This is a genomic window from Methylocella sp. CPCC 101449 (assembly GCF_031921685.1).
GTDB lineage: Bacteria > Pseudomonadota > Alphaproteobacteria > Rhizobiales > Beijerinckiaceae > Terripilifer.
This window is the reverse complement of the sequence record NZ_JAPDHU010000002.1, coordinates 834,722-850,435: the sequence shown is the minus strand read 5'-3', so window position 1 is coordinate 850,435 and position 15,714 is coordinate 834,722. Positions and strand designations below refer to the sequence as shown.

The following is a 15,714-nucleotide window of genomic DNA, read 5'->3' as shown; positions in this document are numbered from 1 at the left end:
CGCCAATCGGTCCGGCCTTGTGTATAAGTCTGACGGTACAGATATGCGCTAGGGCGGCGGGACGAGGGTCCCGGTCCGCCCCTTTGGAGTCAGGCAGATGAGTAGCGAACGCTGGAGCGTCGACAGCTGGAGATCAAAACCGATCCAGCAGGTCCCCGACTACCCGGACAAGACCGTCCTGGGTGACGTGGAGAAGCAGCTCGCCGGGTTTCCGCCGCTCGTTTTTGCAGGTGAGGCGCGCAAGCTCAAACGGGCGTTGAGCAAGGTCGCCAATGGCGAAGCGTTCCTCCTGCAAGGCGGCGATTGCGCCGAGAGCTTCGCCGAGCATTCGGCCGACAACATCCGCGACTTCTTCCGCGTCTTCCTGCAGATGGCCGTGGTCATGACCTTCGGCGCGGCCTCGCCCGTGGTCAAGATCGGCCGCGTTGCCGGCCAGTTCGCCAAGCCGCGTTCGGCGCCGACCGAGAAGCAGAACGGCATCGAACTGCCGAGCTATCGCGGCGACATCATCAACGACATCGAGTTCACGACGGCGGGCCGCACGCCCGATCCGAAGCGTCTGCTCGAGGCCTACCGGCAGTCGGCGGCGACGCTCAACTTGCTGCGCGCCTTCGCGACCGGCGGCTACGCCAATCTGGAGAATGCGCATCGCTGGATGCTGGGCTTCATCAAGGACAGCCCGCAGTCGGGCCGTTATCAGGAGCTGGCGGATCGGATCACCGAGACACTAGGCTTCATGCGCGCCATCGGCCTCGACGCCGAAGCGCATCCGGAGCTGCGTCAGACCGATTTCTACACCTCGCATGAGGCGCTGCTGCTCGGCTTTGAACAGGCGCTGACCCGCGTCGACTCGACCACCGGCGATCCCTACGCCACGTCGGGCCATATGCTGTGGATCGGCGACCGCACGCGCCAGCTCGACCATGCGCATGTGGAATTCTGCCGTGGCGTGAAGAATCCGATCGGCCTGAAATGCGGTCCGTCTCTGAAGAGCGACGACCTTTTGCGCCTGATCAAGGTTCTCAACCCTGAGAACGAAGCTGGCCGGTTGACCCTGATCTGTCGCTTCGGCTCGGACAAGATCGCCGATCACCTGCCCCAGCTCATCCGCGCCGTGCAGCGCGAGGGCGCCAAGGTGGTCTGGTCCTGCGATCCGATGCACGGCAATACGATCTCGGCCGGCGGTTACAAAACCCGACCGTTCGAGCGCATCATGGGCGAGATTCGCTCATTCTTCGCAGCGCATCAGGCCGAAGGCACCTATGCCGGCGGCATCCATCTGGAGATGACTGGCAAGAACGTCACTGAATGCACCGGTGGCGCGCGCATGATCTCGGAGGCCGAGCTGCACGATCGCTATCACACCCATTGCGATCCGCGTCTCAATGCCGAACAGGCCATTGAGGTTGCCTTCCTGGTGGCCGAGCTGCTGAAAGCGGAACGTGCCGCCTTTCCGCTGCCGCAGGTCAGCGCGGCCGAATAATCGGCCGTAGACGGGGGGCATTGTGCAGCGGATCATTGCCGCGTTCTGGAACTCGTGCGCGGGGCTTAAATATGCCCTGCGCACCGAGCGGGCCGTGCAGCAGGAAACCCTGCTGCTGGTGCTGGCCATTCCGCTGTCGCTGGTCGTCGGCGTGGGCCTTTGGCAACGGCTGCTGCTCGTCGGCATCGTGCTCGCAATGATCGGCGCCGAACTGCTCAACACCTGTATCGAAAAACTCTGCGATCACGTGACGCCGCAGCTTCACCCGCAGATCAAAGCGGTTAAAGACATGGGATCGGCCGGTGTCTTTTGCTTTCAAATTCTGGCCGGGCTCGTCTGGCTCGCGGCGATCGCCGAGCGCCTCGGCTTGATTTAGACCGGCCTTATTTAACACAACGACAAACGGGACATTCTGATGCAACTGACCTTGATGAAGGGCAAGATTCATCGTGCGCGCGTGACCGATGCCGACCTGCACTATGAAGGCTCGATCTCGATAGACAAGAACCTGATCGAAGCGGCCGGCTTCCTCATCAACGAGCGCGTCGACATCTACAACATCGACACGGGCGCCCGCTTCTCCACCTATGTGATCGAAGGTCCGGCGGGCTCCGGCATGATCGGCCTCAACGGTGCCGCCGCCCGCCTCGCCATGAAAGGCGACAAGGTCATCATCGTCGCTTATGCGCAGTTTGAAGAGAACGAGGCACAGACGTTCAAGCCGCGCGTCGTGCTGGTCGATGAACAGAACCGCCAGACCTGATCTGCAAGATCCGATCTATCGACGCTTCAGCTGCGCCATTCGGCGCGTGTCCGACGGGTTCTCGCCATAGCGACGGCGATAGGCCGCCGTGGCGCGGCCGTGGTGCAGAAGTCCCGCCGTGAGAGCGAGATCACCCGCCCCCTGCCCCTGGTCGGGATCGCTCAGCAATGTGCGCCAACGGTTGAGGCGCGCGTCGAGGATGGCTTCGGTCAATGTCTTGTTGCGGAACTGGCGGAAGCCGGCCTGCAAGGTGCGCAGGCCGACGCCGGCTGCGGCGGCGATATCGTCTGCGGCGAGCGGCCCATCGGCATGTGCTTCCAGATAGTCCTCGGCTTTGCGTACGTGCGCCGGTGCCGCGGCACTCGCCGGCTGCGCCAGCGCCTGAGCATGGTTATGGGGCTGCGCCGCCAGCATCAGGCCGATCAGCGAATCCCGCAATTGCCGGTGCGCCAAGGACCAGCGCTCCGGCGACCGGCCGGCGCGTTCGCTGAGCGACTGCATCAACAGAGCCTGCGCCCGCATGGCCGCGCCAGCCGGCGCTTCCACGGCGACATCGACGTCAAACTCAATCCGCTCGATCGCGCGATCCAGCAGTGCAGTCGCGTGCCGTTCGACCACGTGCCGATCGATCAGCACGATGAGTTTTTGCGTGCCTTCGCGCCAGCGCATCAAGGTCGGCAAGGTTGGCGAGAGAAGCGAGGCATGGGTGAGCGACGCTTCCACCGTGGATTGGCCGCAGCGCACGTCGGCCCCGCCGATAAGGGGAATCTGCAACAGAAAGAAGCGGTCGAGCCGACCGGGATCGATCTCCACGTCGGCGCCGTAAGCAACGTAGTTGATGGAGAAGCCATCATGCTGGGCGTTGTTGTGAACGGCACGGAAGTATGGCGCGCCACGCTTGGTCGGTGTCAGGCGATGGGCGCAGAAAATCCTGCCGACCTCGGCTTCGGCAGCGCCGGGATCCCTGGTGTCCACCCGCGTATAGCGGGCGAGTGGCACAGCGGGCGACATATGGTGGCCGACAGCAGCCATGGCGCTCCGGTCGTCTCAGCGGGCCTCCCGCCCGCGCGTGTTGAAGCTAATGGAAGCCCCAAGACCAGGCAAGCAAGGCTGGTGAGCCGTGCTGCCCAAGATTTCAGCGTCCGATTTCGGCGTGAAGCGGACAAGGCTTTCGCCAAATGGATAAAGCGCTCGCCCTTGCCCCTTGCCGAACGTCCCAGCCGGTTCTGTAATCCCTGCATCAGATATGGAGGAGGTTGCGATGAGTCTGGAGAAGGGTATCACCCGCGACGGCGAAGGTTTCGCCAACAAACAGTGGAACATCCTGGGGCAGACCTATTTCCCCAAGGCTTCCTGCGAATCCACCTTTGCCTTCGAGACCAATAGCGAACCTGGGCAGTTCGTGCCGGTCCATATCCATCCGACGCAGGAGGAATTCATCCTGGTGCAGGAAGGCGTCCTCAGCCTGAAGCTTGACGGTGTTTGGCTCGACGCCAAGGCCGGCGATCTGGTGCGCATGCCGCGCGGCGTTCCGCATGGCTATTTCAACAAATCCGACAAGCCGGCTCGTGCCATGTTCTGGGTGTCGCCGGCGCGCCAGCTCGAAGCCCTGTTCGAGAAGCTGCACAATCTCACCGATCCAAACGAAGTGGTGAAGATTTCGGCGCAGCACGAAGTCAACTTCCTGCCGCCGGAAGCCAACGATTAATGTCCGCGCGGCTCAACACAGCCGCGCACTCCCTATCTCCATCTAACACGGATGAACGATCATGGTTCACCGAAAGCACGTGTGCGTCATCGGCGCCGGCGTCAGCGGTCTTGCGACCGCGAAAGTCTTCAAGTCGCATGGCCATGAGGTGACAGTCCTCGAGCGCAGCGGCGATCTCGGCGGTGTCTGGGAACCGGCCCGCTCCTATCCCGACGTGCAGACGCAAAGTCCGAAGGAGCTTTATCGCTATACCGATAAAGCCATGCCAGCCGACTATCCGGAATGGCCGAAGGGGCCGCAGGTCCATGCCTATCTCGCCAGCTATGCCGACGACCATGGCTTGAAGCCCCTCATTCGCTACGGCACCTCCGTCCAATCGATGGCGCGGCGCGCTTCAGGCGAGCCCGGCTGGACATTGGCGTTGAAACGCGCTGATGGCACGACGAGCCAGGAGGATTTCGATTTCGTCGCCGTTTGCACCGGCCAATTCAGCGAGAAGAAGAAGGCCAATTGGCCGGGTCAAGCCGAGTTCATGCAGAACGGCGGACAGGTTCTGCACTCGTCCGACTATACCGATCCAACCTCCGTCAAAGGCAAGCGCGTCGTCGTGCTCGGCGCCTCGAAGTCGGCGACCGATATCGCCGTCAATGCGGTCAATGCCGGCGCATCGTCGGTGCATTTCGTTTATCGCGAGCCGATGTGGCGCATCCCCTATTTCATCGGCGGTCTGATCAATTTCAAACGCATCCTCTACATCCGTGCCCAGGAGGAAATGTTTCGCGGCTGGAACTTGAGCCGCATGTCGAAGATCAACCACGCCATCGCCAAACCGTTCATCTGGGCCAATTGGCGGGCGCTCGAGTCGCTGCTGAAAATGCAATTGCGGCTTAAAGCCTGCGACATGATCCCCAGCGAGCGCATCGAAGATGGCGTCAATTGCTCGGTGCCCATCGCGACACCCGGTTTCTATCCCATGGTGGCGGACGGACGGATCAAGGCGATCCGCGGAACGTTCGATCACTTCGACAAGGATGCGATCGTCATGACCGGCGGCGAGCGCGTCACCGCCGACATGGCCATTCTGGCGATCGGCTGGGAACTCGGCATTCCCTTCCTGCCCGACAGCTATCAGAAGAAGCTGGTGGAAGCCGACGGCCAGTATCGTCTGTATCGGCTGATCGCCAATCCCGATCTGCCTGACATGGGCTTCGTCGGTTTCAACTCGTCCTTCTGCACGGTTCTCAATGCGGAAATGGCGGCGAACTGGCTGGCCCGTTATGCCGACGGCCAGTTGGCGCGGCAGCCGAGCGCCGAGGAGATGCGCCGCGACATCGACATGATGTTGCATTGGCGGCGCAAAGAGCGGCCGGCCGCAGGTGTCTATGGTGGGCTCTGCGTCGCGCCCTTCCATTTCAAGCATTTCGACGAACTTTTGGATGATATGGGGGCAAAGGTTCGGCGGCGCGGTGCCCTCACCGAGAAGTTCACGCCGCCCGATGCGGATGCCTTCGCCCGCTATCTCGCGTCCGTGCCGGATTATCGGGTCCAGTAACGCCCGGAACCGTCGCTTGGTTCCTACGTTCTCCTAGCGATGCGTCGCAGCTGCGATGCTCGATTTGAGGACGATATGATCGATTATTCTATTTTCACACCAGCGCGGCCGGCTTTGACGGCGCTTTTCACCGCCGTGATCGCGTGCCAGGCCATGGCCGCGCCGGTGTGCAGCGTCTCGCAGGCGACGCAGGAACGCATTCTCAAAACTCTCTGCAGCAATCCCGGCGCAACGCCCAATCCTGCCTGTATTACGCATGATGCAGAGAGCAGCATCGTCGAGGCGATCGCTTACATCACTCTATTTGAACGCTGTGGCGACCGCGCGTTCGCCGATCAGGCCGCGCGCGGTCTCAGCCGCGTCTATGCGGCGACGGCCGCGCTGGCGAGCTGCGTCGGCGTCGATCTCGATTCGGAGGCGATGATTGCTTACGGTCGCGCGCGGGCCAAAACCAATTCCAGCAATCAGACGTGCACCTCCAACAGCGAGACCGTCCTCAAAGGCTTGCGGCCAAACATCGCCAAATATGCCGATGTCGCCGCCGATCCGAATTCTCTGCAAAGCCTGTACGAAGCGGCGGGTGTCAGCATCGATGCCGCTGGCAAAGTGACCGAAAAGTAAATCAAGCCCGCAGCTTGTCTTGCGACAGGCTTTCGACGCGCGCAGCGAACTCCGGATCCTGGCGGCGCAGCCGCTCATGATCGACGCGGCCGGTCCGCATCATATAATCGTAAGCGAAAGCGACGGGTTCGAGATGCATGCGCTCGTCGACGCTCTCATACCAGAGAATGCTCTTCATCGCCGCATCCTGGAAGGTGCCTGCGCCGCCGCGTCGCTCACGCTCGAACTGCGCAAAGGTGGCTTGTACGTCTCGACTATTGGCCCGCAGCGCTTTCGCCAACGCGATCGCATCTTGCAAGGCGACACGGGTGCCCGAGCCGATCGATGGATGCACCGTCTTCAGCGCATCCCCGATCAGCACGACATTCTCGTGATGCCAATGCTTGCTGGTGACGAATTCCGGCGTGAACCAGAGCGAGCGATTGGAAATCAGCGACTCGCCGCCGAGAAAGTCCTTGAAAACCGTCTCGCAAATCGCGCGGCTTTCCTCGTCATTCGCCTTGTCGAGTCCCGCGGCACGCCAACTCGGCTCGCTGCATTCGATGACGCAGGTGCCATAGTCCGGCGCGTAGCGATAGGAGTGAGCGATGAATGTGCCGTAGGGCGACGGTTGGAAAACCAGATTGACGGAGTCGAGCCGCTTCGTCGTACCGTACCAGATCCACTTGTTGAGCCGCGGCTCCTTGGTGGCTTGAAAGAATTCGTTCAGCGACGTGCGCACAGCACTGTTGACGCCATCGGCGCCGACGACGAGATCGTAATCGCTACGTAAGTCCGGCGTGGCGATGCGTTTTTCGAAGATGAGCCGCACGCCTTCTTGCCTGGCATTCTCCTGCATCACCTGCAGCAGCTTGACCCGGCTCACCCCCATGAAGGCATTGCCGAGCAGCGGGATGCCCTCGCCTTTGTGCGTCAGAGTGATGTGCGTCTGAAACTCGGCAGTCTGAGAAATCCGGCGGCGCAGATCGGAATCGACGTCATCGAGAATGTTGAGGGCGACGTCGGCCAAAACCACGCCGAAACCATAGGTCGCATGCGCCGGATTCTGCTCATAAACGTCGATTTCATGAGTAGAATCAGCCTGTTTCGCCAATTTTGCGAAGAGCAGACCGGCAGGTCCTCCTCCAATCACCGCAATGCGCATCGGCCTCTCCTCGGCGTGATTCAGCACTAGTGTTGATATATTTACACATGTGTTGAAACAAGGCAAGACGCCATTCGCGCCCAAGCCTCGAAGCCCGGGTTCCGCTTGGGGCGAAGGCTCCGAAGCCTATTTGAGGAACGTGGTCAGCACCGCGTCTTTGTCGTGGATTGTCACAGCGAGAACGACCGCCGGCTGATCGTAACTGGGGTTCTCGAAGAAGGCGTGAGTGGTGCCGAGCGGTTCGAAGAAAACCTGACCCATGGCGTATTCGGACACCGGCAGGCCGGCATGTTCGGAACGTACCGTGCCTTCCACCACATAAGCCGTGACGTCGCCGCCATGGAAGTGCGGCGGGCTGAGCGCACGCGGCGGCAGACGAACCAGTTGCGTCGTTACCCATTTACCGGGCGCTCCGGCCAAAGGCTCCGTGCGCAAAGTGCTGACGATCGTACGCGGCCGTTCCGCCTCACCGGAGGCCGATGTGCTGCACAGAATGTCGGGCAAAGCGATCCCAAAGGGACTGCCCTGGGAACGCCAACCGGCAATCAGAACGGTCATCGACAAGGCGCCGGCGAGCAAGAGTGTCGTGCCGCCCGTGGTCAGCGGCCGTGCTTCGGCGAATTTGAGGCTATCGGCCATCATGACTCAAGCCTTTCATTTCCCATTTATCAGAGGGCTGATATATTAGTATCAGCGCTCTGATAATGAGGCAAGGACGCCATGTGGATGGACCGATGAGCGGCAAGACCGCAAAGCTTCCGCGTGCCGGCGAAGGCAAGCGCGGTGTCGACGGGCATCTGGCCTATCTGCTACGCCAGGCACACGCTGCCGTTCGCCAGGCCCTCGAAAAGGCTTTGGCCCCGGCCGGCATTACCCATCCGCAATTCGTCGCTCTGACCTTGGTGCGCGCTTATGGCAGCTTGTCAGGGGCCGAACTCGCGCGGCTCGCCGTCATCACGCCGCAGACGGCGAACACCATTACCTCGAACCTAGTGCGCATGGGTGCGCTGACCCGCAGCCCCGATCCGTCCCATGGCAAAGTGTTGCGCCTCGCCTTGACCGAGACAGGACGAAGCCTGTTGGCGCGGGCACGGCCGCATGCGGAAGCGGTGGAGCGCGATCTCGCCGCCACCCTGCCCGCCGAGCTTGAAGGCCCAATGCGCCAATGGCTCGTGCGTGTGGCGACGGATCTCGGCGATCCGTCGCGCGAACGCTAGCGATCGTCGTAGATGCCGCTGTTACTCATCTGCACCAGCATGTTGTATTGATTGACGATGCTCTGAAGGCCGTTGGACATACGGCGCGGATCCCCCTTGGTGCGCGCCAGTTGTTCGCGCAGCCCACGCAAATCACCGAGCAGTTGATTGGGCGTTGACGAGAAACTCGAAAGCGCCCCCGGATTGCTGCCGATGAACGCCACCATGTCCTTGATGGCGCCGGCATAGTCATTGAGCGCCGCGTCGAAGACCGACAGGTCGACCGCTTGCCGGCCATTGCTCGGCAGAACGTCCATCACGCGACGGATCTTCCACATCACATTGGTGCGTTGCCACTTCGCCTGACGGCCTTCCTGCTTTTCGATCGCATCAAGCCGTTGCTGATCGGCCTTATCCTTCTCGATACGGAAGGTGACTTCCAAACGGGCGCGCGCCGCCTCATAGGCATCGATCGCCGGCAGCAGTTTGGCGTGCAACTCCCTACCCTGCGCCATTTTATCGGCTAGATAATCCTTGCGCTGGTAATAGCCAGCCGCCTGGTTCAGCAACGGGCTGATCGTATTGTTGGCGGCGATGAAGGCTTTTACTGCCGCATCAAGCTCCGACATGGCCGGCTCGCGCCCTGCGGCGGCTTCAGCAGCAGCTGTCTCTCGCGACACGTCATAGACTTCGTAGAGACCATAGTCGATGTAGCGTTCCTTGCCGGTCGGGCCGGTCTTCATATTGACCCAGCTGCGATAGCGATTGATCGAATCTTCGACCCGCAGTGTCCGGTTCATCAGTCCGACATAGGCGTTGAACTTCGAGGTCGCCGCATTCAAAAGCGCGGATGGATCGGTGATGGCGGCGGCTGTCGTCTGCGCCAAGGCCGATGGCCCGCTGACAGTTGCGAGGCTGAGAGCGGCCAATAAAAACGCCGCGCCGGTCTGATGGACCTTCATGGGAACTCCAATGATTTCGTTATGACAGCACTGCATACCGCAAGCCGGGATTATTCGATACGGCAGCGGTGAAGCTTCTGAAAAAACATAGAATTAAATGGGTCTGTCAGCGTGTGCGATAGCGCACAGACTTGGCCCCTAGTCCTTCTGCGCCAAGCGCTCAATCAGCGCGAGATTTTCACGAATTTCTTGGGAGAGCGCACCGACCGTCGCGATCTTCTTCGCCGCCGTCGTGCGCCGCACCACTGTCATGGCGTTCTCGGCCACTTGCGCGGCGATCTCTTCGGGGCGCTGCTCGCGGCTGGGATAGAGCCACCAGGCCGTCCACATCGTCATGCCGATGATCGACAAGGCACTGACGCGCCTATCGGTGGCGCGTGCCTCGCCGGCAAGTTCCGCCGCCTCGATCAGCCGCATCATCTCGCCCAGGATATGGCGCTTGGCCTCCTTGTGCGCGACAGCCACAGCATCCGGCAACTCCGCTTCGCTGCGTTCGACCAGGCGAAAATGCGTGTGCGGATCGGACACCCACAACACCAGCCGCCGCACAACTTCGCCGATCTTGGCCAGCGGCGTCAGGTCTTCGCCATCGACGTCCTGGAAGATCTGCGCCACCGGCAAAGTGACGCCCTGGATCAGCTCCTGCAGGAGCGCATCTTTATTGGGATAGTAGTAGTAGATCGACGAGCGGTGCAGGCCGACCGCATCGGCGACATCTTTCAAGCTGGTCGCGGCAAAACCCTGTTTGGCGAAAAGCGCGGCCGCCTTGTCGAGCACTTCGCTCGCCAGCAATTCCCGCCGCGCGCCGCCAGTACCGGGATCAGCCTCGATCGGCGCCTCAATGCCGCGTGGCTTCGTGGCGCCCTTGAGGGCTTTGTCGGTTCGCGTACGGGCGACGGCCATGTCCATCCCTGTGGCTAGAATCGTCTCTCGGCATAGATAGCTTGGCATAGAGCGGAACCTGGATCGAAACCACAAGCCCGCTTTGCTCTTTGTTTTGACGTGTCAAATTGGCGTTTGGTGCCTCCAGACCGAAGCCCGATCCTTTGCGATTTAACGTCGGCGTAAATATATCAACACAATAGTTGAATATCAGACATAAACGTTGTAAACAATCCCCAGGGATGTCGATCCAAACGGGAGGAAACTGGTGGGTATCGAGCAAACGGCAGCAGCGGCGCAGGCCCATCCGAACCCTTTCGGTCCATTCTATCCCATGCCTGGTGTCACCTACCGCACGTCGGAGGAAGCCAAGCAGCAGATCGCGGCCGGTCACTGGCTCGACTACAACATCGGCGAAAGCCTGCGGCGCACGGCAAAGGCTCATCCCGACAAAACCGCCATCGTCGATGCCGAAAGCACCCGGACCTTTGCCGAGATCGATGCACGCTCGGAATCCGTCGCCGCGAGCCTGTTGGCTCTGGGGCTTCGGCCAGGCGATTGCGCCCTCTTCCAGGTCGGCACCTGCAACGAATTCTTCGACGCCTTCTATGGCTGCCTGAAAGCCGGTGTCGTCCCGGTCTGCACGCTGCCTCAATATCGCATCGCTGAAATGCGCCACTTCGGCGAGCGCGCCCAGGCCAAGGCGATCTTCGTTCAGGCCGACGTCAATCCGAATTTCGATCAGGTGGAGTTCGCGCGCGAACTGGCCGAAGCCGTCCCCAGCATGACGCATGTCATCGTCGTGCGCGGCAGCGGCGGCACGCAGTCTCTCGCCGAGATGGCGACCGCCTTTGATCCGGCAACCGCACGGACGAAGACGGCGCATGTCACTCCCGGCGTTCTCGATGTCGCCGTCTTCCAACTCTCGGGCGGCTCGACCAATCTGCCCAAGATCATTCCGCGCATGCATGGCGAATATCTGGGCTCCGCCCGCCAGCTCGGCGAATGCTATGAGCTGACGGGCGACGACGTGACCCTGTGGAGCTTGCCGCTCATTCATAATGCCGGCACGATTTTCGCTGTCTTGCCGGTCAGCGTCGATGGCCGCACGCTCATCATGCAGCCGCGCGTCGACATCCCCGAAATGCTACGCTTGGTCGAACGCCATGGCGTGACCTTCACCGGCAGCATCGGCCCAATCGCGCCGAAACTGCTTGAGGTGAAGGACATCGACCGCAATGCCATTCGCTCGCTGCGGCAGTTCTTCTCGCTGACCCGCGCCGAAGCGGTCGAAAATCATGTCGGCCTGCCGGTCAGCCAGATGTTCGGCATGACGGAGGGCATGCTGTTCGGCGCCGCGCCTCACCTGTCGACTGCCATTCGCCACCACACGGTCGGCTATCCGGTGTCGTCGGGCGACGAAGTGCGGCTGCTGGTGCCCGGTGAGGAAACCCAGGTTGCCTTTGGCGAGATCGGAGAGCTGTGCTTCCGTGGTCCGACCACGCTCACCGGCTATGTCGGCGATCCCGAAACGACGGCTGCCTCGTTCACGTCGGATGGCTTCTTCCGCACCGGCGATCTGTTGCGCGCGCACGAGATCGAAGGGCGGCTGTGCTATTCTTTCGAGGGCCGCATCAAGGACAATATCAACCGCGGCGGCGAGAAGATCGGCGCCGAAGAGGTCGAAGGCCTTGTCGTCCAGCATCCCGACATTTCCGACGTGCGCGTGGTCGCCATGCCGGATCCCATCTATGGCGAAAAAGTCTGCGCCTTCGTCATCATGCATGAAGGGCGGCGGGCGCCTGATGTCACAACGCTCGGTCAGTTTCTCCTCACCCTCGGCGTCGCCAAATACAAACTGCCGGAACGAGTCGAAATCATCGACGCCTTCCCACTCACCAAGGTCGGCAAGGCCGACAAGGTGACCATGCGCGCGATGATCGCCGAGAAAATCGCACGGGAAGCCGCCACGAAATGACCGCCGATCACATACGTTCGGTCATGATCGACATCCATCATCACTTCAATCCGGCCGGAAAAGATAACGATGGCAGTGCCTGGTCGATCGAGATGGCACTCGATCAGATGGACGAGAATGGCGTAACGGCGGCAATCGCCTCGCTGGGGCCGGTCAGCGATTGGACCAACCCTGATCGGCCGAACCGCGTTCGCGCGTGGAATGAATGGGGTATCAAGACCTGCCTCGATCATCCTGGCCGCTTCGGCCTCTTTGCCTCGCTGCCGCCGCCACATATCGATCTGGCGCTGGCCGAGATCGCCTATGCGTTCGATGTCCTGAAGTTCGACGGCATTGCGATGTCGACCAATGAAGGCGATCTGTGGCTGAGCGACGACAGGAACCGGCCGATCTTCGACGAGCTCAATCGCCGCAAGGCCGTGATCTTCGTTCATCCAGCCCCAACGTCACAATGCGGGGCGTTGAGCCGGGCCTACGGCGGCCCTGATGTTTCCTCGCCGTGGCTCGAATTTCCGGTCAATTCGGCGCGCGCCATTCTCGGGCTGCTGGCCAAAGGCATTATGCGAAGCCATCCCGATATCCGCTTCATTTTCTGTCACGGAGGCGGCGTCATGCCGCTTCTACTCGGCCGGATTGCCGGATTTTCCGGCTGGAAGACGGTCGGCCCGGCAAAACTGACGGAATTGTTTCCCGACGGCATCTATGCCGAGTTCCAGAAATTCTATTTCGACTGTGGGCAGGCGTGCAGACAGGCGACCTGCGTCAGATCGCCGTTTCATCGGGCAAAAGATTTCCCGGACTGCCCGACCTTGCGACCATTGCCGAAACCGTCCCGGGCGCCGTGCTTGATGGTTGGTTCGTGCTCGCCGCCCCCAAGGGGACGCCGCAGCCGATCGTCGATCGCCTCAACAAGTCAGTGAAGGATTTCCTCGGCGGGGCGGATATTCAGCAGCGCCTGATCGCCCTGGGTCTTGCGACCAACGGCACGGATACGCCGGAAAAAACCGCGGCCTTCATCCAACAGGAACAGCAAACCTGGCAGAAGCTGGCGAAGGAAATCGACATCCAGCAGCAGTGAAATAAGCCACTCAAAGAGACGATTTTGCCAAGCTCGCGTCAATCGACATAGATGTGGTCAAACGCTCTCGCAAACCCCATATCTGGGAAAAGCAACCGCAGAGACCACGTCTATGTCCGACCGCATGCCCACCCTTTTCCTGTCGCACGGCTCGCCGATGACGGCGCTGCACCACAGCGCTGCGCGCGATTTTCTGGAGCATTATGCCCCCGAGCTGCCGCGCCCGAAGGCCATTCTGATCGCCACCGCCCATTTCGAAGCGCGCCTACCGTTTCTCACCGCCGACGAAAAGCCGGAGATGATCTACGACTTCGGCGGCTTCCCGCGGCCCCTCTTCGAAATGGTCTATCCGGCGCCGGGCTCGCCTGACATCGCCGTGCGCGCGAGCGAACTCTTGCGCGCGGCCGGCTATGACGCGCATCCGGTCACGGGCCGCGGTTTCGACCACGGCACTTGGGTTCCTCTTAAGCTGATGTATCCGGATGCCGATATCCCGGTGGTGCAGATCTCGGTGCAGACGCAGAAAGGTTCCGCCCATCACCTGGCGCTCGGCGCAGCCTTGCAGCCGCTGCGCGATGAAGGTGTTCTCATCGTCGGTTCCGGCAGCCTCACGCATAATCTCTACGAACTGGCGCGCGGTGGGCGGCAACTCGATGCGCCGATTCAGGACTGGGTGAAGGACTTCGCCGAGTGGATCGCGGCCAAGGTCGAAGCGGGCGATGCGCAAGCTATCGCTGACTATCGCACCGCCGCGCCCTTCGCGCGCGAAAACCATCCCAGCGAAGAGCACTTCCTGCCGCTGCCCTTCGCCATGGGCGCCGGTGGCGGTGCGGGCAAACGCATCCACTCAAGCTATGACTACGGCATTCTGTCGATGGATGCGTATCGCTTCGACTGATTGATGCAGTGCGATGCAGCTAGACTATTGCGCTGCTTACTGAATTCATACTTTGGTCTAGGAGCGACCGAAATACGATCGGTGGCCGTTTACGCGCGCGCCATCAATCGCCTAGCTTTTTCTCCGAGCGGTCACCGACCGCGTGAGCGAATCCGGCTTCAAGACCGGAGTTTCCGGAGAGACAGGGATGACAAGCAGCGACAATGCTTCTTCACGGGCTGATTCTTCTGCAAAAATCGAAACGCGCCGCCGCTTCTTAAAGGGGGCTGCCTTTGCCGGCGCGGGTGCCGTCGCCATGCCAAACGTGGTCAAGGCGCAAAGCGTCATCAACATGCGTTGGCAGAGCACCTGGCCGTCTAAGGATATCTTTCACGAATTCGCACTCGACTACGCCAAGAAGGTCAATGACATGACCGGTGGCGAATTGAAGATCGAAGTTCTTCCCGCCGGTGCCGTCGTGCCGGCTTTCGGCCTGCTCGACGCGGTTTCGAAAGGCACGCTCGACGGCGGCCACGGCGTGCTCGTCTATCACTACGGCAAGAGCACCGCCTTGGCGCTGTGGGGGTCGGGCCCGGCCTTCTCCATGGATGCCAACATGCTGCTCGCCTGGCATAAATACGGCGGCGGCAAGGAGCTCTTGGAGAAACTCTACGCCTCCGTCGGCGGCAATGTCGTCTCGTTCCTCTATGGACCGATGCCGACACAACCGCTCGGTTGGTTCAAGAAACCGATCACCAAGTCCGACGACATCAAGGGTCTGAAATACCGCACCGTCGGCATTTCGATCGACGTGTTCCAGGGCTTGGGCGCGGCGGTCAATGCGCTGCCGGGCGGCGAAATCGTCTCGGCCATGGATCGCGGCCTGCTCGATGCGGCGGAGTTCAACAACGCCTCGTCGGACCGTGTGCTCGGCTTCCCTGACGTGTCCAAGGTCTGCATGCTGCAGAGCTATCACCAGAACGCTGAGCAGTTCGAGGTGATGTTCAACAAGACCAAATACGATGCCCTGCCCGACAAGATGAAAGCCATCATCGCCAATGCGACCGATGCGGCTGGACAGGAAATGGCCTGGAAAGCGATCGACCGCTATTCGCGCGACTATGAAGAGATGCAGGCGAAGGACAAGGTACGCTTCTTCAAGACGCCGGACAGCGTTCTGCAGCGCCAGCTCGATATCTACGACGATGTCATCACCAAGAAGGCGGCGGAAAATCCGCTGTTCAAGGAAATCCTTGAATCGCAATACGCGTTCGCGCGACGCGCGACGCGCTGGGAGCAGGATACGGTAGTGAGCCGGCGCATGGCTTACAACCATTACTTCGGCGCCAAGGCGACGAAGAAGTTCTGATCTTTACATCAAGGATGATCCGTCCGGGGCCCGTGCCCCGGACGGCGCGTCTTACGCTTCGTCATCACGACGCTTGATTCAAGACAGCTGGCTCAAGATGC

The 15,714-nt window shown here is 61.1% G+C and carries 16 protein-coding genes and 1 pseudogene; 12 read left to right on the top strand and 5 right to left on the bottom strand.

From position 1 onward, the window contains the following. Positions 1–97: 97 nt before the first annotated feature. Genes OIM99_RS14790 through panD form a run of 3 tightly spaced genes read left to right on the top strand, consistent with a single transcriptional unit; the run spans position 98 to position 2,246 of the window. On the top strand, positions 98–1,483 hold the full coding sequence (locus tag OIM99_RS14790; RefSeq protein WP_311851192.1) for a class II 3-deoxy-7-phosphoheptulonate synthase: 1,386 nt from the start codon (positions 98–100) through the stop codon (positions 1,481–1,483). Between the two features lie 22 nt (positions 1,484–1,505). Next, positions 1,506–1,859 (top strand): diacylglycerol kinase, encoded by a 354-nt coding sequence (locus OIM99_RS14785; RefSeq protein ID WP_311851191.1) that lies wholly within the window; start codon positions 1,506–1,508, stop codon positions 1,857–1,859. Positions 1,860–1,898: 39 nt separating this feature from the next. After that, positions 1,899–2,246, top strand: a complete 348-nt coding sequence (gene panD / locus OIM99_RS14780; RefSeq protein WP_311851190.1) for an aspartate 1-decarboxylase — start codon at positions 1,899–1,901, stop codon at positions 2,244–2,246. Between the two features lie 15 nt (positions 2,247–2,261). Here the strand turns inward: panD and OIM99_RS14775 are convergent, their stop codons facing one another. Continuing rightward, entirely contained in the window at positions 2,262–3,278 is a 1,017-nt protein-coding gene (locus OIM99_RS14775) for an AraC family transcriptional regulator (RefSeq protein WP_311851189.1), read from the bottom strand. A 229-nt stretch (positions 3,279–3,507) separates the two neighbouring features. Between OIM99_RS14775 and OIM99_RS14770 the strand changes: the two genes are divergently transcribed. The 3 genes from OIM99_RS14770 (at position 3,508) to OIM99_RS14760 (ending at position 6,127) form a co-directional block, all read left to right on the top strand. Further along, on the top strand, positions 3,508–3,954 hold the full coding sequence (locus OIM99_RS14770) for a cupin domain-containing protein (RefSeq protein ID WP_311851188.1): 447 nt from the start codon (positions 3,508–3,510) through the stop codon (positions 3,952–3,954). Positions 3,955–4,015: 61 nt separating this feature from the next. After that, the gene (locus tag OIM99_RS14765; RefSeq protein ID WP_311851187.1) at positions 4,016–5,506 is read left to right on the top strand and encodes an NAD(P)/FAD-dependent oxidoreductase; all 1,491 of its coding nucleotides are present in this window, start codon (positions 4,016–4,018) and stop codon (positions 5,504–5,506) included. A gap of 75 nt (positions 5,507–5,581) precedes the next feature. Further along, complete coding sequence (locus OIM99_RS14760) at positions 5,582–6,127, top strand: hypothetical protein (RefSeq protein WP_311851186.1); 546 nt, start codon at positions 5,582–5,584, stop codon at positions 6,125–6,127. A gap of 1 nt (position 6,128) precedes the next feature. On the opposite strand, the gene OIM99_RS14755 is transcribed toward OIM99_RS14760, so the two are convergent. Together OIM99_RS14755 and OIM99_RS14750 are read right to left on the bottom strand one after the other, a co-directional pair. Further along, complete coding sequence (locus tag OIM99_RS14755; RefSeq protein ID WP_311851185.1) at positions 6,129–7,271, bottom strand: FAD-dependent monooxygenase; 1,143 nt, start codon at positions 7,269–7,271, stop codon at positions 6,129–6,131. 126 nt (positions 7,272–7,397) lie between these two features. Beyond that, the gene (locus OIM99_RS14750) at positions 7,398–7,913 is read right to left on the bottom strand and encodes a cupin domain-containing protein (protein ID WP_311851184.1); all 516 of its coding nucleotides are present in this window, start codon (positions 7,911–7,913) and stop codon (positions 7,398–7,400) included. A 92-nt stretch (positions 7,914–8,005) separates the two neighbouring features. Here OIM99_RS14750 and OIM99_RS14745 point away from each other — a divergent pair, with 92 nt between their 5' ends. Next, entirely contained in the window at positions 8,006–8,488 is a 483-nt protein-coding gene (locus OIM99_RS14745; protein ID WP_311851183.1) for a MarR family transcriptional regulator, read from the top strand. Here the strand turns inward: OIM99_RS14745 and OIM99_RS14740 are convergent. Both OIM99_RS14740 and OIM99_RS14735 read right to left on the bottom strand, forming a co-directional pair. Continuing rightward, complete coding sequence (locus OIM99_RS14740; protein WP_311851182.1) at positions 8,485–9,429, bottom strand: YiiG family protein; 945 nt, start codon at positions 9,427–9,429, stop codon at positions 8,485–8,487. The two genes, OIM99_RS14745 and OIM99_RS14740, sit on opposite strands and share 4 nt — an antisense overlap. A 138-nt stretch (positions 9,430–9,567) precedes the next feature. After that, positions 9,568–10,332, bottom strand: coding sequence for a TetR/AcrR family transcriptional regulator (locus OIM99_RS14735; RefSeq protein ID WP_311851181.1), 765 nt, complete (start codon positions 10,330–10,332; stop codon positions 9,568–9,570). Between the two features lie 247 nt (positions 10,333–10,579). Here OIM99_RS14735 and OIM99_RS14730 point away from each other — a divergent pair, with 247 nt between their 5' ends. The 5 genes and pseudogenes from OIM99_RS14730 (at position 10,580) to OIM99_RS14710 (ending at position 15,613) form a co-directional block, all read left to right on the top strand. After that, a complete protein-coding gene (locus OIM99_RS14730) occupies positions 10,580–12,289 on the top strand; it encodes an AMP-binding protein (protein WP_311851180.1) in 1,710 nt (569 codons plus the stop codon). Next, positions 12,286–12,888 (top strand): annotated as a pseudogene (locus OIM99_RS14725) (amidohydrolase family protein); the annotation flags it as partial. The gene OIM99_RS14730 and the pseudogene OIM99_RS14725, both read left to right, overlap by 4 nt. After that, a complete protein-coding gene (locus tag OIM99_RS27865) occupies positions 12,789–13,367 on the top strand; it encodes a Bug family tripartite tricarboxylate transporter substrate binding protein (protein WP_409371535.1) in 579 nt (192 codons plus the stop codon). The pseudogene OIM99_RS14725 and the gene OIM99_RS27865, both read left to right, overlap by 100 nt. A 112-nt stretch (positions 13,368–13,479) precedes the next feature. Further along, positions 13,480–14,265 carry a class III extradiol ring-cleavage dioxygenase gene (locus tag OIM99_RS14715; RefSeq protein ID WP_311851178.1) on the top strand — a complete coding sequence of 262 codons (786 nt, stop codon included), beginning with the start codon at positions 13,480–13,482 and terminating at the stop codon, positions 14,263–14,265. Positions 14,266–14,452: 187 nt separating this feature from the next. Continuing rightward, positions 14,453–15,613, top strand: a complete 1,161-nt coding sequence (locus OIM99_RS14710) for a TRAP transporter substrate-binding protein (RefSeq protein ID WP_311851177.1) — start codon at positions 14,453–14,455, stop codon at positions 15,611–15,613. The last annotated feature ends 101 nt before the right edge of the window (positions 15,614–15,714 follow it).

What these genes read in the sequence shown, in the direction of transcription:
- OIM99_RS14755 (WP_311851185.1), bottom strand. Translation starts at nt 7,271, where the DNA reads ATGCGCATTGCGGTGATTGGAGGAGGACCTGCCGGTCTGCTCTTCGCA.
- OIM99_RS14770 (WP_311851188.1), top strand. Translation starts at nt 3,508, where the DNA reads ATGAGTCTGGAGAAGGGTATCACCCGCGACGGCGAAGGTTTCGCCAAC.
- OIM99_RS14710 (WP_311851177.1), top strand. Translation starts at nt 14,453, where the DNA reads ATGACAAGCAGCGACAATGCTTCTTCACGGGCTGATTCTTCTGCAAAA.
- OIM99_RS14790 (WP_311851192.1), top strand. Translation starts at nt 98, where the DNA reads ATGAGTAGCGAACGCTGGAGCGTCGACAGCTGGAGATCAAAACCGATC.
- OIM99_RS14765 (WP_311851187.1), top strand. Translation starts at nt 4,016, where the DNA reads ATGGTTCACCGAAAGCACGTGTGCGTCATCGGCGCCGGCGTCAGCGGT.
- OIM99_RS14735 (WP_311851181.1), bottom strand. Translation starts at nt 10,332, where the DNA reads ATGGCCGTCGCCCGTACGCGAACCGACAAAGCCCTCAAGGGCGCCACG.
- OIM99_RS14715 (WP_311851178.1), top strand. Translation starts at nt 13,480, where the DNA reads ATGTCCGACCGCATGCCCACCCTTTTCCTGTCGCACGGCTCGCCGATG.
- OIM99_RS14775 (WP_311851189.1), bottom strand. Translation starts at nt 3,278, where the DNA reads ATGGCTGCTGTCGGCCACCATATGTCGCCCGCTGTGCCACTCGCCCGC.
- OIM99_RS14740 (WP_311851182.1), bottom strand. Translation starts at nt 9,429, where the DNA reads ATGAAGGTCCATCAGACCGGCGCGGCGTTTTTATTGGCCGCTCTCAGC.
- OIM99_RS14750 (WP_311851184.1), bottom strand. Translation starts at nt 7,913, where the DNA reads ATGATGGCCGATAGCCTCAAATTCGCCGAAGCACGGCCGCTGACCACG.
- OIM99_RS14760 (WP_311851186.1), top strand. Translation starts at nt 5,582, where the DNA reads ATGATCGATTATTCTATTTTCACACCAGCGCGGCCGGCTTTGACGGCG.
- panD (WP_311851190.1), top strand. Translation starts at nt 1,899, where the DNA reads ATGCAACTGACCTTGATGAAGGGCAAGATTCATCGTGCGCGCGTGACC.
- OIM99_RS14745 (WP_311851183.1), top strand. Translation starts at nt 8,006, where the DNA reads ATGAGCGGCAAGACCGCAAAGCTTCCGCGTGCCGGCGAAGGCAAGCGC.